7 protein-coding genes are annotated in these 16,448 nt (G+C 66.3%); 5 read left to right on the top strand and 2 right to left on the bottom strand.

The features are described from left to right. The first annotated feature begins 225 nt into the window (after positions 1–225). The 3 genes from Q5H93_RS20575 to Q5H93_RS20565 all read left to right on the top strand — a co-directional run bounded on the left by Q5H93_RS20575 (position 226) and on the right by Q5H93_RS20565 (position 10,846). Entirely contained in the window at positions 226–924 is a 699-nt protein-coding gene (locus Q5H93_RS20575) for a hypothetical protein (protein WP_305008583.1), read from the top strand. A 226-nt stretch (positions 925–1,150) separates the two neighbouring features. Beyond that, complete coding sequence (locus tag Q5H93_RS20570; RefSeq protein WP_305008582.1) at positions 1,151–7,798, top strand: FG-GAP-like repeat-containing protein; 6,648 nt, start codon at positions 1,151–1,153, stop codon at positions 7,796–7,798. A 123-nt stretch (positions 7,799–7,921) separates the two neighbouring features. Further along, positions 7,922–10,846, top strand: coding sequence for a phage tail-like protein (locus Q5H93_RS20565; RefSeq protein WP_305008581.1), 2,925 nt, complete (start codon positions 7,922–7,924; stop codon positions 10,844–10,846). An 81-nt stretch (positions 10,847–10,927) separates the two neighbouring features. On the opposite strand, the gene Q5H93_RS20560 is transcribed toward Q5H93_RS20565, so the two are convergent. After that, complete coding sequence (locus Q5H93_RS20560) at positions 10,928–11,302, bottom strand: hypothetical protein (protein ID WP_305008580.1); 375 nt, start codon at positions 11,300–11,302, stop codon at positions 10,928–10,930. Positions 11,303–11,449: 147 nt separating this feature from the next. Beyond that, on the bottom strand, positions 11,450–12,607 hold the full coding sequence (locus Q5H93_RS20555; RefSeq protein WP_305008579.1) for an NYN domain-containing protein: 1,158 nt from the start codon (positions 12,605–12,607) through the stop codon (positions 11,450–11,452). A 186-nt stretch (positions 12,608–12,793) separates the two neighbouring features. Here Q5H93_RS20555 and Q5H93_RS20550 point away from each other — a divergent pair, with 186 nt between their 5' ends. Both Q5H93_RS20550 and Q5H93_RS20545 read left to right on the top strand, forming a co-directional pair. Beyond that, the gene (locus Q5H93_RS20550) at positions 12,794–15,775 is read left to right on the top strand and encodes a TIM-barrel domain-containing protein (protein WP_305008578.1); all 2,982 of its coding nucleotides are present in this window, start codon (positions 12,794–12,796) and stop codon (positions 15,773–15,775) included. A 13-nt stretch (positions 15,776–15,788) separates the two neighbouring features. Beyond that, the gene (locus tag Q5H93_RS20545) at positions 15,789–16,328 is read left to right on the top strand and encodes a GNAT family N-acetyltransferase (protein WP_305008577.1); all 540 of its coding nucleotides are present in this window, start codon (positions 15,789–15,791) and stop codon (positions 16,326–16,328) included. The last annotated feature ends 120 nt before the right edge of the window (positions 16,329–16,448 follow it).

Raw genomic sequence — 16,448 nt, 5'->3', positions numbered from 1 at the left:
TTTATGCGGCGCAATATTAATGTTACGCGGCGCAGCATTGGTGTTGCGCCGCGCAGTAGTGCAGTTGCGTGGCGTAGCACTGCTGCTATGCCGCCTACGAATGCGCTGCCAAGGCTCCGCAACCCTGACAGGCTGCCAACCAGCCATGCCGGCTATGCCAGCTGGCGCAGCAACCGCCGTGCTATTCTTTCTGGATTTCACCTTCACCTTTTTTCTTTTTTTCCAATGCAAACTCAATTTTACCTCCCCAACGGCGATGAAGAGCGCAAAACCTGGCTCGACAACTTCGCGGCGAAGCTGCCGCTGTACAGCAGTAAATACGGCATCACGCCCGAAACCATGAAGGACGTGCAGCTCGGGCAGCTCTGGTGGGCGGCCATTCTGGACTACCAGTCGCAGTTTACGCACTTCGGCAACACCATCACGGCGTTTAAGACGGCGCTGCGCAATGGCCTCGATGCCGGGGCCACCCTGAGCGCCCTCACCGTGCCCACCCCCACCCTGCCCGCCGAGCAGCCCCAGCCCGGCATCTTTGCCCTGGTGAGCAACATTGCCACCACCATCAAGAACAACCCGAAATATTCGGTGGCCGACGGCAACGACCTCGGCATTGAGGGCACGCCGCTGCCCAAGCCCAACCCCAGCAGTCTCGTGCCCGACCTGAGCGTGGTGCGCGGCAGCGGCGGCCACCCCGAGCTGAAGTGGCACAAGTACAACATGCCCCTGCTCGACATCTGCGTGGACCGCACCGACGGCCAGGGCTGGCAAAAGCTCGACACCAGCGACCAGACCCGCTACACCGACACCCACGCACTGCCCGCCGCCGGCACCGCCGTGGTGTGGCGCTACAAGGCCATCTACAAGCAGAAGGGCGCCCAGGTGGGCCAGTGGTGCGAGCCCGTGCTCGTGGCCGTGATGGGCTAGCCCCGGGCCACGCGCTGCCCCCCCTTGCCCGGCCGGCCGCTCCCCGTGGGGGCGGCCGGTTTTGGTGGGGGGCGGCTGCTAATATAGCATAGGTATGCGAGGCGCGGCGGGGGCTGGGGGCCGAACTTTGGGGCGGGAAGGGCTGTTGCGGTCGGGCTTCGCAGGCCCCGCAGCACCTTTGTAACCTGTGTAGTTGGAAGCATTTCCCTGCTGTATTCTTTTGCCGATGCGCTACTTCTCCTCTGTGGCTCTGCGCCGCCTCGTGTTACTCCTTGTGCCGGCCGCCTTGCCGCTGCTGGCCCAGGCCCAGGCCCCCACCGTGGGCACCCCCAGCCCCGGCAGCGGCGCGCAGGGCAGCACCTTTACCCTGTCGGGCACCGTCTTGACCGCCACGCGCAGCGTGCGCCTGGGCGGGCAGCCCGCCGCCTTTGTCGTCAACTCGTCTACGCGGCTCACCGTGACCGTGCCGCGCGGCGCCAGCACCCACAAGGTGAGTGTGAGCACCCCCGGCGGCACCGTCCTGAGCGCAGCGGCCTTCGGCGTGGACAAGGCCAATAGCTACAGCTTTCCGCTGGTCACGGCCAACTTCAGCGGCCTTGACGTGGGCACCGACTCGGCTCCCACCGTTACCGACATCGACGGCGACGGCCTGCTTGACCTGCTCGTGGGCAAGACCGACGGCACCCTGAACCGCTACGAGCAACCGGCGGCCAATGCCACTACGTTTGCGCTGGTCACGGCCAACTTCAACGGCATCGACGTGGGCGACTTTTCGACCCCCGCCGTCACCGACATCGACGGCGACGGGCTGCTCGACTTGCTCGTGGGCGAGTACGACGGCAACCTGAACCGCTACGAGCAGACGGCCCCCAACTCTACCTCTTTTGCCCTGGTTACGGCCAGCTTCAACGGCATCGACGTGGTCACTTACGCAGCCCCTGCCGTCACCGACCTCGATGGCGACGGCCTGCTCGACTTGCTCGTGGGCCGCGCCGACGGCACCATCAGCCACTACGAGCAAACGGCGGCCAACGGCGGCACCTTCACCCTGGTCACGGCCAGCTTCAACAGCATTGACGTGGGCGAGTATTCGACCCCCACTGTCGTCGACCTCGATGGCGACGGGCTGCTCGATATGCTGGTGGGCGAGGGCTATGGCAAGCTGAGCCACTACGAGCAAACGGCGGCCAACGCCACCACCTTTGTCCTGGTCACGGCCAGCTTCAGTGCCATTAATGTGGGCTTTAACGCGGCTCCCACTGTCACCGACCTCGACGGCGACGGCCGGCTCGACCTGCTCGTGGGCAAGACCGACGGCTCCCTGAACCACTACGAGCAGGCCCTGCCCGTGCCCACTATCACCAGCCTCAGCCCCGGCAATGGCTCGCAGGGCAGCACCTTCACCCTCACCGGCACCAACCTGGGCGGCTACCTGAGCACCGCCACCAGTGTGCGCCTGGGCGGGCAGCCCGCCGCCTTCGCCGTCAACTCCGCCACGCAGCTCACCGTGACCGTGCCGCCCGGCGCCAGCACCCACCGGGTGAGTGTGAGCACCCCCGGCGGCACGGCCCTGAGCACGGCGGCCTTCGGTGTGGACAAGGCCAACAGCTATAACTTCCCGCTGGTCACGAACAGCTTCAACGGCATCAACGTGAGCGCTTACTCGGCCCCCACCTTCACTGACCTGGATGGCGACGGCCTGCTCGATATGCTGGTGGGCAAGAACGCCGGCACCATCAGCCACTACGAGCAGACGGCGGCCAACGCCCTCACCTTCGCCCTGGTCACGGCCAGCTTCAACGGCATTGACGTGGGCGTCGAATCAATCCCCACCGTCACCGACCTCGATGGCGACGGCCTGCTCGATATGCTGGTGGGTGAGTACGACGGCACCCTGAAGCACTACGAGCAGACGGCCGCCAATGCCACTACCTTCGCCCTGGTCACAACTAGTTTCAGCGGCATCGACGTGGGCGGCCAATCAGCCCCTGCCGTCACCGACCTCGACGGCGACGGCCTGCTCGACCTGCTCGTGGGTGAGTACGACGGTAATGTGAACCACTACGAGCAGACGGTGGCCAACGGCGGCACCTTCGCCCTGGTCACGGACAGCTTCAACAGCATCGGCGTGACCCGTAATTCGACGCTCACCGTCGCTGACCTCGACGGCGACGGCCTGCTCAACCTGCTCGTGGGCAAGTTCGACGGCAGCATGGCCCACTACGAGCAGACGGCGGCCAACAGCCTCACCTTTGCCCAGGTCGCGTCCAACTTCAACGGCATTGACGTGGGCTCTAACGCGAAGCCCACCCTCACTGACCTCGACGGCGACGGCCTGCTCGATATGGTGGTGGGCGAGCTCGACGGCACCCTCAACCACTACGAGCAGGCCGCGCCCGTGCCCACCATCACGGGCCTGGCGCCCGGCAGCGGCCCGCAGGGCAGCACCTTCACCCTCACGGGCACCAACCTGAGCGGCTACCTGAGCACCGCCACCAGCGTGCGCCTGGGCGGGCAGCCCGCCGCCTTCGCCGTCAATTCCGCCACCCAGCTCACCGTGACCGTGCCGCCCGGCGCCAGCACCCACCGGGTGAGCGTGAGCACCCCCGGCGGCTTGGCCCTGAGCACGGCGGCCTTCGGCGTGGACAAGGCCAACAGCTACAACTTTCCGCTGGTCACGGCGGGCTTTAGCGGCATCACCGCCGGCACTTACTCGGCCCCCACCGTCACCGACCTCGACGGTGACGGCCTGCTCGACCTGCTCGTGGGTAAGCTTGACGGAACCCTGAGCCACTACGAGCAGACGGCGGCCAATGCCCCTACCTTCGGCTTGGTCACGAACACCTTCAACAGCATCGACGTGGGCTTTTATTCGGCCCCCACCTTCACTGACCTGGATGGCGACGGCCTGCTCGACCTACTCGTGGGCAAGCTCGACGGCAGCATGGCCCACTACGAGCAGACGGTGGCCAACGGCGGCACCTTCGCGCTGGCCACGGCCAGCTTCAACACCATTGACGTGGGCGACCGTTCGGCCCCTACCCTCACCGACCTCGATGGCGACGGCCTGCTCGACCTGCTGGTGGGCAAGTATAGCGGCCAGGTGAGCCACTACGAGCAGACGGTGGCCAACGGCGGCACCTTCGCGCTGGTCACGGCCAGCTTCGGCGGCATCAGCGTGAGCACCAACTCGACGCTCACCGTCGCCGACCTCGACGGCGACGGCCTGCTCGATATGCTGGTGGGTAGGTACGACGGCAGCATCGTCCACTCCGAGCAGACGGCCGCCAATGGGCTCACCTTTGCCCTGGTCACGACCTTCTTCAACAGCATCGGCGTGGGCAACCTCTCGGCTCCCACCCTCACCGACCTCGATGGCGACGGCCTGCTCGATTTGCTCGTGGGCGAGCAGGACGGCACCCTCAACCACTACGAGCAGGCCCCGCCCGTGCCCACCATCACGGGCCTCGCGCCCGGCAGCGGCCCGCAGGGCAGCACCTTTGTGCTCACCGGCACCAACCTGAGCGGCTATCTGAGCACCGCCACCAGCGTGCGCCTGGGCGGGCAGCCCGCCGCCTTCGCCGTCAATTCCGCCACCCAGCTCACCGTGACCGTGCCGCCCGGCAGCAGCACCCATAAGGTGAGCGTGAGCACCCCCAGCGGCACGGCCCTGAGCGCGGCGGCCTTTGGCGTGCTCAAGGCCAATAGCTACAACTTTCCGCTGGTTACGAACAGCTTCAATAGCACCAGCGTGGGCAGCTTATCGGTCCCTGCCTTTACCGACCTCGACGGCGACGGCCTGCTCGACCTGCTCGTGGGAAGGAGCACCGGCACCCTGGTCCACTACGAGCAGACGGCGGCCAACGTCACGACGTTTACCCTGGTCACGGCCAGCTTCAACGGCATCGACGTGGGTAGCTACGCGGCCCCCACCTTCACCGACCTCGACGGCGACGGGCTGCTCGACTTGCTCGTGGGCAATGACGCCGGCACCCTGAGCCACTACGAGCAGACGGTGGCCAACGGCCTCACCTTCGCCCTGGTCGCGGCCAGCTTTAACAGCATCGACGTGGGCGACACTTCGAACCCCACCGTCACCGACCTCGACGGCGACGGCCTGCTCGACCTGCTCGTGGGTAAGCTCGACGGCAGCATCAGCCACTACGAGCAGATGGCGGCCAACGGCCCTACCTTCGCCCTGGTTACGGCCAGCTTCAATACGATTGACGTGGGCAACAACTCAGCCCCCACCCTCACCGACCTCGACGGCGACGGCTTGCTCGATATGCTGGTGGGCAAGCGAGACGGCACCCTGAGCCACTACGAGCAGACGGCGGCCAACGGCCTCTCCTTCGCCCTGGTCACGGCCGGCTTCAACGGCATCTACGTGGGCTTTTATGCGGCCCCCACCCTCACCGACCTCGACGGCGACGGCCTGCTCGACCTGCTCGTGGGCGAGAACGACGGCAACCTGAACCACTACGAGCAGGCCGCGCCCGTGCCCACCATCACGGGCCTCGCGCCCGGCAGTGGCCCGCAGGGCAGCACCTTCACCGTCACCGGCACCAACCTGGGCGGCTACCTGAGCACCACCCGCAGCGTGCGCCTGGGCGGGCAGCCCGCCGCCTTCGTGGTGAACTCCGCCACGCAGCTCACCGTGACTGTGCCGCGCGGCAGCAGCACCCACAAGGTGAGCGTGAGCACCCCCGGCGGCACCGCCCTGAGCACGGCGGCCTTTGGCGTGGACAAGGCCAATAGCTATGTCTTCCCGTTGGTTTCGGCCGGCTTCAACACTATTGACGTGGGCAGCCTATCGGCCCCCACCGTTGCCGACCTCGACGGCGACGGCCTGCTCGATATGCTGGTGGGCACGCTCGACGGCACCATCAGCCACTACGAGCAGACGGCCGCCAACGGCCTCGCCTTCGGCCTGGTCACGGCCAGCTTCAACAGCATCGACGTAGGCACCGACGCAGCCCCCACCTTTACCGACCTCGACGGCGACGGCCTGCTCGATATGCTCGTGGGTAGAGGCGACGGGGCCATCAGCCACTACGAGCAGACGGCGGCCAACGCCCCTACCTTCGGCCTGCTCACCAACACCTTCAACAGCCTTAACGTGGGCAACTATGCCAATCCTACCGTCACCGACCTCGACGGCGACGGCCTGCTCGACCTGCTCGTGGGCAAGCTCGACGGCACCCTCAGCCACTACGAGCAGACGGCGGCCAACGGCCTCGCCTTCGGCCTGGTCACGGCCAGCTTCAATGGCCTTGACGTAGGCATCGACTCGGCTCCCACCGTCACCGACCTCGACGGCGATGGCCTACTCGATATGCTGGTGGGCAAGCTCGACGGGGCCATCGGCCACTACGAGCAGACGGCGGCCAACGGCCTCACCTTCGCCCTGGTTACGGCCAGCTTCAATGGCCTCGACGTGGGGTCCGAATCGGCCCCCACTCTCACCGACCTCGACGGCGATGGCCTACTCGATATGCTCGTGGGCACGCTCGACGGCAACCTCAATCACTACGAGCAGGTGCCGCGGCCCACCCTCACGGCCCTGAGCACGGCGGCCGAGCTGCCCGGCCAGGCCGTGGTGCTCACCGGCACGGGCTTCACCAGCGGCAGCACCGTCAGCTTCGGGGGTGTGGCGGCCAGCAGCGTCACGTTCACCTCGCCCACCAGCCTCACGGCGGTGGTGCCGGTGGGCGCGGCGGCCGGTAGCAGTGCCATTGTGGTAGCCAATGCGGGCGTGGGCAGCCTCAGCAGCCCCGCCTTCGAGGTGTTGCAGGTGTACCGTAGCGCCGCCGCCAGCGGCTGCCTCAGCACCGAGCCGCTCACCCTCAGCGGCACGGGCGGCGCAGGCGCCTGGCGCTACCTGCGCCTGCCCGCCGGCCAGGGCGGGGCCGTGGTGGCCGCCATCGAAGACACCCGCAACCTGGGCACCGTGACGGCCGGCGTGCTGGCCCTGGGCACCGGCACCACCGCCGCCGTGCGCCGCGACGGCCGCGCCAGCCGCGCCTACCTCGACCGCAACTTCTACCTCACCGCCACCAACGCCAGCTTCCCCGGCCAGACCGTGCGCGTGCGTTTCTTCGGCCTCAGCAGCGAGCTCAGCCGCCTCAGCGCCGCCGATGCCAACGCCACGCTGGCCACTCTCAACGCCAGCCAGTACGACGGCACCAACGTGAACTGCACCCTGACCGACAACGACCCCGCCGGCCAGCGCCGCCTGCTGCCCGCTCCCGCCACCGTGCTGAGCGGCACCGACTGGTTCACGGCCCAGGTGAGCGTGACCGACCACTTCTCGGAGTTCTACCTCACCGGGGCCAGCAGCCCGCTGCCCGTCGAGCTCAGCACCTTCACGGCCGCGGCCGAGGGCCCCGCCGCCCGCCTGCGCTGGGCCACGGCCAGCGAGCAGCACAGCGCCCGCTTCGACATCGAGCGCAGCCCCGACGGGAAGCAGTTCGAAAAGATTGGCGAGGTCAAAGCGCAGGGCAGCACGGCCCGCCCCACGGCCTACACCTTCCTCGATTCCACCATTCCACTAACCCACCACTCCACCACCTACTACCGCCTGCGGCAGGTGGATGTAGACGGCACCGCTAGCTACTCGCCGGTGCGCGTGGTGGCCGGGCCCACACCGGCGGCGGCCCTGTCGCTCACCCCCAACCCCACCCGCAGCGCCACCACCGCCGCCGGCCTGCCCGCCGGGGCCCCGGTGCAAGTGCTCGACGCGCTGGGCCGGGTGCTGCTCACCGCCACGGCCGATGCCAGCGGCACGGCCCGGCTGGCCCTGCCCAGCGGGCTGGCGGCCGGCGTGTACGTGGTGCGCAGCGGCAGCCAGGCCCGGCGCCTGGTGGTGGAGTAGCCCCGCGCCGAGGGGGCTGGCGGCTCCCTCGGTTCCGGTACGCTACCACATATTCATGTGATAGGATACCGGGGGCGTACCGGGTATTTTTGCGGGGGCCACATCTGGCGTGGCTTCCTGCTTATGCCTCTCTCCTCCTCCGTGCTGCGCCGGCTGCTGCCCGCGCTGCTGCTGGCCCTGCCGCTGGCCATTCGTGCCCAGTCGGGCGTCACCATCGGCGCCGCCGCCGCGCCCGATGCCTCGGCCGCGCTCGACATTATCAGTACCAGCAAAGGCGTGCTGCTGCCCCGCGTGGCCTCAGCGGCCAGCATTGCCAGCCCCGCCACCGGGCTGCTGGTGTACCAGACGGGCGCGCCGGCCGGCTTCTATTATAATAGCGGCACGCCCGGCGCCCCCGCCTGGCTCCAGCTCAACCCCGTGGGCGGCCCCGGCGACCACCTCGGCAACCACACGGCCACCCAGAACGTGCACCTGGGCAGCAATGCCCTGACGGGCACCGGCGCGAGCATTGCGGGCGTGGGCGTGGGCGTGCGCGCCGATGGCGGGCTGAACATCGGGCAGCACACCACCGGCCAGAACGTGTATGTGGGCTACCAGAGCGGGGCGGCCGTCAGTAGCGGCAGCTTCAACACCTTCGTGGGCCGCAGTAGCGGCCAGAGCAACACCACCGGCAGCGCCAACACCTTTGCCGGGCGCGGCAGCGGCCGCAGCAACACCACCGGCTCCGACAATACCTTCGTGGGCGCCAGCAGCGGCGAGCGCAACACCACCGGCACCAACAACACCTTTGTGGGCAGCAACAGCGGCGGCAACAACACCACGGGCGTCAGCAACACCTTCACTGGCTACGGCAGCGGCCTCAGCAACACCACCGCCGAGGGCAACACCTTCAACGGCAGCGGCAGCGGCACGGCCACCACCACGGGCAGCTTCAACACCTTTGTTGGCGCGGGCAGCGGCGAGGCCAACACCACCGGCAACAGCAACACCTTTGGCGGCTACGGCAGCGGCCTGAGCAACACCACCGGCGTGGCCAACACCTTTCTGGGCACCAACAGCGGGGCCAGCACCACCACCGGCAGCCACAATACCTTCACCGGTGCCAGCAGCGGCTACGCCAACACCACGGGCTTCAATAACACCTTTAGCGGTTTCAGCAGCGGCACCGTCAATACCACCGGCAACAACAATACCTTCACCGGCTACGGCAGTGGGGCCAGCACCAGCACCGGCACCGGCAATACCTTCAGCGGCAGCGCCAGCGGCCAGGCCAACACCACCGGCAGCAACAATACCTTCGACGGCTTCAGTAGTGGCACGGCCAACACCACCGGCAACAACAATACCTTCCTCGGCACCAACAGCGGCGCGGCCAACACCACCGCCGGCAACAACACCTTCCTCGGCCGCAACAGCGGCGAAACCAACACCACCGGCAGCGGCAATACCTTTGCCGGCACCAACAGCGGCCAGGCCAATACCACCGGCTTCAGCAACACCTTCCTCGGCAGCAACAGCGGCCAGGTCAACACCACCGGCCAGCGCAACACCTTCACGGGCAGCCAAAGCGGCCTGAGCAACACCACCGGCAACCAGAATACCTTCACCGGCTACCAGAGCGGGCAGTTCAACACCACCGGCGGGGCCAATACCTTCACCGGCTACACCAGCGGCCAAAGCAACACCACCGGCGGCAGCAACACCTTCAGCGGCTGGCAGAGTGGCTTTAGCAACACCACCGGCGCCAGCAACACCTTCACCGGCAGCCAAAGCGGCCTCGGCAACGGCTCCGGCAATTTCAACACCTTCACCGGCCGCAGCAGCGGCGAAGGCAACAGTAGCGGCTCCAACAATACCTTCACCGGCTACCAGAGTGGCCAGAGCAACAGCAGCGGCAGCGACAATACCTTCAGCGGCTACCAGAGCGGCCTGAACAACACCGCCGGCAGCAACAATACCTTCACCGGCATCAACAGCGGCCAAACCAACACCACCGGCCTCAACAACACCTTTAGCGGGGCCAACGCCGGCCTCGACAACACCAGCGGCCAGCACAATACCTTCACCGGGGCCTATAGCGGCCAGAACAACACCATCGGCGACCAGAATACCTTCACCGGCACCAGCAGCGGCAACGCCAACACCACCGGCGAGTACAACACCTTCACCGGTTTCTCCAGCGGCGAGGCCAACACCACCGGCAACTTCAACACCTTCAGCGGCCACAGCAGCGGCGAAGGCAACACCACCGGCTCCAACAATACCTTCAGCGGCTACCAGAGCGGCGACGCCAACACCACCGCCAGCAACAACACCTTTGCCGGCCAGAACAGCGGCGGGGCCACCACCACCGGCGGCGGCAACACCTTCATCGGCCGCAGCACCGGCGACACCAACACCACCGGCACCAACAACACCTGCCTCGGCAACGGCGCCGACGTGAGCACCGCCAACCTCACCAACGCCACGGCCATCGGCAACGGCGCCACCGTCAGCGCCAGCAACAAAATCCGCCTCGGCAACAGCGCCGTCACCGTCGTCGAAGGCCCCGTGGCCTACTCCGTGGCTTCCGATGCCCGCTTCAAGTATGAAGTGCAGGCCAACGTGCCCGGCCTGGCATTCATCCGCCAGCTGCGCCCCGTCACCTACCGCTTCGACCACGCCCGCCTCGCCGCCTTCGAGCGCAGCGGCACGCTCACGGCCTTCACCCCCGACAGCAGCGCCACCCTCCAAACCGGCTTCCTGGCGCAGGACGTGGAGCGCGCCGCCCGCACCCTCGGCTACCACTTCGACGGCGTGCACCACCCCGCCACCACCCACGACCACTACACCGTCAGCTACTCCCAGTTCGTGATGCCCCTCGTGCAAGCCGTGCAGGAGCAGCAACAGCAAATAGAAGCCCTGCAAGCCCAGAACGCCGCCCTGCAACGCACCGTCGAAACCCTGCAGCGCCAAACCGCCCAGTCCGCTGCCGACCACGCCGCCCTGCTCACCCTGCAGCAGCAGCTGCGCCGCCTCGAAGCCGGCCAGGCCCAAGCCAGCCAGTAGCGGCGGCGCCCAGCCCCAATGCCAAACGGCCCGCGCCTCCTCTGTGGAAGCGCGGGCCGTTTGCAGTAAAACCCGGGCGGCTTAGTGCTCGAGCGGCTGCGGGGCCTTGGCCACGAAGCGCAGGTTGCCGGCGGCGGCGATAAGCTTCTGGCTCAGCTCACGCAGCTTGTCGCCGGTGCCCTCGAAGGTGTGAATGCCGGCGGCGGCCACGGCAGTTTGCTCGCCCAGACGCTGCATGGTTTCGGCGGCGGCGGCGATGTTGTTGCTGCGGAACTGCAGGGCCAGCTGGTCCAGCTCGGCAGCCATGGCGCGGCTGCTGCTGGTATCGGCCGAGCGCAGCACCTGCAGCCAGCCGTCAATCTGGTCGAGCCCGCGGCTCGAATCACCCAGAAAGCCGGAGTTCACGGCGTTGAACAAGGACAGGATGCTGGCTTCGGCTTGGGAAATGTAGCTCATGTGATAAATGAGGAATGAAGAATGAAGAATCGGGGGAGACGTGCGACAACGCCGTCTGGTCAATCAGGCTGTAAAAGTACGAAGCAGAACAAACCGCGGCCATGCAATTCTACATTCCTCCTTCTTCATTCCTCATTCAGGCTCGCCTCATTCGCCCCCGGGGTGCATTTCCCACACGTCGGGGTGGTTGTAATTCACCACAATCACCGAAAACGGGTGCGGCTCGCCCTCGCGCTTCTCGATGCGGATGGCCCCGGCGTCGCGCAGCTTGTTAATGAGGTCGCGGCGCTCCCAGTCGGGCAGCTCGGGTAGGGCATCGGTCAGCAAACGCATAAAGGGACCCAGCCACAGCTCCGACACGCGGCGCTGCTGCTTGAGCTCCAGCTTGCTAAACTCGCCCAGCATCAGTTCCAGCACCCGGTGCTCGTGCTCGCGGATGAGGCGCTTGGGCGGCGCAAACGGCACCGGCTCGTCGGGTGTCGTGATGGGCCGGTTGCTGGCCATGGTGGGCACATACGGCCGCGGCGTGCTCGAAATAGTGTTGACAATGGAGCTGGTGAGCGGCGGGTAACCGGGCGGGGCCGTGTTCACCGGGCCCGGCTCGCGGGCTTCACCATTTTCGTCTTCCGTTGTTTCACCATTCTCATCGGTAGCGGCGGCAGCGGCCTGGCTGGCCCGCAGAGCCAGCGCAATAGGGTTGGGTGCGCCGGCCATGCCGTGCTCGCGCAGGCGGCGGCTGTCTTCCAGCTGCTTGGCCCTATCGAGGCGGCGCTGCTCCAGCGCCGTCACCGTCTCCTCGGAGAGCAAATCGCGGGCATCGAAGAAGTGCTGCGGCAGCAGGTTTTGCAGCAAGTCGCCGGAAGTAGCCTCGCGGAACCCCGCCACAATCACCTGCCGGGCCTGCCGGCGCAGGTGTTGCAGCATGGGAATGTAGTCGCGGTCGCCCCCCAGCAGGACGAACGTCCCAATGTCCTTCCGGGTGTAGAGAATTTCCAGCGCGTCGATGCAGAGCTGCATGTCGGCGGCATTCTTATGGTCGGTGCCCAGCACGTTGCGGGTGCTCACTCCTACTAAGTACAGCGCGCCCTGCGGGGCCGAGGGCATGCGCTCGAAGTCGGCGTAGGCATTCATTACCAGGCAGTCGTTGCCTTGTTCGGCCAGGCGCTCACGCAGCTTGCGCACCAGCTCCAGGGTGTAGTCGTTTAGGTCGGGGGGGTCATGAAAGTGATTTTTTAAGAAATAATAGACGTTTTCAAAATCAATGAAAACGGCGGCGTAGGGGGAAGCTGCTGTTTTGTTTGACATATGGCAAATGTACAAGACTTGCGCAAAGCTGAGGCATAACAAAGTGCGAAAACAGGTAAAAACACCCTTGTGCGGTAACGGAATCCTTTTATGGAATCCTATTTCGGCCCGCCGCGCCCGCCCCGCAACCGGCGGAGTGCGGCGTTCGGGCGTAATTTGCTGCCTCCTGTTTTGGCTGTGCTTTCTATGAATTCCCGACGTTCGCGTTTTTTCCCCTCTTCCTTCCTCCTTCTGGGTCTGCCCGCGCTGCTGCTGGCCGCCCCCGCTCAGGCCCAGCGCGCCGGTGATGGCCCGCCGGCGAATGACCCATTTGGCAAGCGCGTGGTGCCGGCGCGGGTAGTGCCGGGCGGGCGGTATCAGTCGCACAGCAACAACGGCCTTGACCTGACTATCAAAGCCAGTGATGGTAGCACGCTACGAGTAAGCCCCAAAGATGCTGGCGTAGTAAAGGTGGAATACTTTGCGCCGGGTCGCCCGACGCTGGCCGACCCCTCTATCAGTGTGCCGACGTTGAGCGCCCGGGAAAGCGCAGATAGGATGGCGGATAGAATGGAGGAAGCCGCCGACCGAGTACGTGAGGACGAAAGCAGTACGCGCCCAGCCGCGGGCCAAACGGTGCTGCGGCTCGACCTAGGCAGTGGCTTGGTAGCTGCCGTTCGTAAGAACCCGCTTCGCGTCAGCATTCTGCAAGGCAAGGACACGCTACTGGCCGAAGCCGCCAGCCCCTACCGTACCCAAGCCGCCGCCCCCACCCCGGCCACCACGCCCGCCCCCGGCGGCACGGCTGTGAAGTTCCGCCTGCAGCCCGGCGAGGCGCTGTATGGCACCGGCTCGCGCGCCCTGCCGCTCGACCGGCGCGGCTACCGGCTCGACCTCTACAACCAGGCCCACTACGGCTCCCAGAATGGCGAGCCCAACCTCAACATCACCCTGCCGGTGGTGCTCAGCAGCCGCGGCTACCTGCTGCTGTTCGACCATCACACCGCCGGCTACCTCGACCTGGGCAAGACGGACAAGAACACCCTCGAATACGGCGGCGAAAACCTGAACTCGCTCTGCTACTACGTGGTGACGGGTAAAAACCAGGCCGAAATCCTGGACCGCTACACGGCCCTGACGGGCCGGCAGCCACTGCCGCCGCGCTGGGCCCTGGGCCTCATCCAGAGCCGCTTCGGCTACAAGACCGACACTGAGATGTACAACGTGGCCAGCCGCATGCGCCGCGAAGGCTTCCCGCTCGATGCGCTGGTGCTCGACTTGTTCTGGTTTGGCGGCACTAAGCAGCAGGGCGACCTGGAGTGGTACAAACCGGGCTTCCCCGACCCCGTGGGCATGATGGCCAAGCTGAAAAAGGACGGCGTGAACACCATCCTCATCTCGGAGCCCTACGTGATGCGCACCTCGCGCAACGACTCGACCGTGCGCACCCAAGGCCTGATTGGCACGGACAAAGCCGGCAAGCCCTTCACCGTCGGCTCGTTTTGGGCGGGGCCCGCCAGCATCCTCGACGTATTCAAGCCCAGCGCCCGCTCCTGGCTGTGGGGCTACTACAAAAAGCTGCACGACCAGGGCGTAGCCGGCTGGTGGAGCGACCTCGGCGAGCCCGAAAACCACCCCGAGGCCATGCAACACGCTTGGGGCCCCACCCGCCAGGTGCACAACGCCTACGGCCAGGAATGGGCCGGCATCTTCACCGAAAACTACGCCAAGGAATACCCCAACGAGCGGCTCTTCAACCTGGCCCGCTCGGGCTGGGCCGGTTTGCAACGCAACTCGGTATTTCCCTGGAGCGGCGACATCAACCGCTCGTGGAGCGGCCTGCAGGCCCAGGTGCCCGGCATGCTGGGTATGGGCCAGGCGGGAGTGGGCTACATGCACTCCGATGCCGGCGGCTTCTGCGTGGGCGCCGTCGACCCCGAGCTTTACACCCGCTGGCTGCAGATGGCCAGCCTCTGCCCCATCATGCGCCCCCACGGCGAAGGTGTGCCGCCTGAGCCCTACTGGTTTCCCAATCCGTATAAGAGTGCCGTGCGCGATGCGGCGCACCTGCGCTACGAGCTGCACCCCTACCTCTACACGCTGGCCTGGGAGAATACGACCAAGGGCACTCCACTGGCGCGGACGATGGATTATGAGAGGCCTTATAGTTTGAGTAACGGTACGGAAGGTGGTGTTGGGTCTTCGGTGTTGGGTGTTGGGTCTTTGGAAAAAACGAATCCTGCCCTAACACCTAACACCAAATACCCAACATCCAGCACCCAGCTTCCCAACGACCAATATCTGCTCGGTCCCAACCTCCTGGTCGCCCCCATCCTGCACCCCAGCCAGCGCCGCCGCAACGTGGAGCTGCCGGCCGGCGCCTGGATTGACTTCTACACCAACCAAACTTACCGGGGCGGCCGTACGGCCGGCATCCCCGCGCCGCTGGCCCGTACGCCCCTGCTGGTAAAAGCCGGCGCCTTCGTGCCGATGACGCCTTACCAGCCCAGCACCGCCCTCTATCGCCCCGATACGCTGCTCGTGCGCTACTACCCCGACCCACGGGTGGGCGAGTCGGAATTCACGATGTATGAGGACGATGGCCACTCGGCCCAGGCCCTGGCGAAGAAGGAATACGAGACGCTGACCATGCGCGGCTTCTGGGGCCGCGACCAGACCGACGTGCTCCTGAGCAGCGACGGCGACTACCCCGGCCAGCCGGTGTTCCGGCTCCTGAAGCTGCTGGTGCAGCGCGTGGCGGCCCCGCCCACGGCCGTGTTTCTCGACGGCCAGCTGGCCCCCGCCGAAGGCTGGAGCTACAGCGCCGAGCGCCGCGAGCTCGACATTCATTTCCTGATGAATGCGGGCACCGCCGTGAGCATTCGCGGGTTGAAAATCGACACCAGCTCCCGCCGCGACGACGACCCCGACGCCTTGACCCTGGAAGCGCCCAACGACCGCACTTTCGGGCCGAATGGCACTACGCTGCACTACACCATCCATCAGGCTAATCGGGCGGCTGATACGCAGCTGCGCATCACCGACAGTCAGGGCCGGGTGGTATTCACCGCCCCGCTGGCCGACGCGCCGGGCGCCCACACCCTGCGCTGGGACGCCCGCAACGCCGCCCCCGGTGTGTACGTGGCCGAAACCGCCGGCCAGCACCAGCGTTTAATTGTGACGCCGTAACCTCCTCCTCGCCATGCTTCCGCTGCTCACTTCGCGCCTGCTCCTCCGCCCCATCGAAGCCGACGACGCACCCGGCATGTTCCTGCTCGATTCGGACCCGCTGGTGCACCGCTACCTGGGCGGCATCGGCGGAGCGGTAGTGCACGAGCTGAACCAGAGCGTGGCCACCATCGACTTCATTCAGAACCAGTACCGCGAGAACGGGCTGGGCCGCTGGGCGGTATTGCACCGTGAGACCGGCGAGTTTATGGGTTGGGCCGGGCTGAAGCTGGTGACCGACGAGGTGAACGGCCGCCGCGATTTCTACGACCTGGGCTACCGCTTCCGGCCCGAGTTCTGGGGCCAAGGCTACGGCTACGAGGCCGCCCAGGCCTGGTACAATCGGGGCTTTAATGAATTGGAATTGCCCTCCCTTTGTGCCTACGCCGACGTGGAAAACCTGGCGTCCTGCCGCATTCTGGAAAAAATCGGCCTGCAGCGGGGCAATATTTTCATGGAAGGCGGCACCCGCTGCCGGTGGTTTGAGCGCAAGCGGCCGGGGCTAAGCCAATAGAACGTCATATAGAACGTCATCCTGAGCGCAGCGAAAGGACCTCGCCCGCGCCGGTCGCGGCAGTTAATGATTACTACCACAGAGAAGCGGGCGAGGTCCTTTCGCCTGCGGCTCAGGATG

Source organism: Hymenobacter aranciens, assembly GCF_030580865.1.
GTDB classification, from domain to species: domain Bacteria; phylum Bacteroidota; class Bacteroidia; order Cytophagales; family Hymenobacteraceae; genus Hymenobacter; species Hymenobacter aranciens.
The sequence above is the reverse complement of the archived record's forward strand: the minus strand, read 5'-3'. Positions and strand labels throughout refer to the sequence as shown.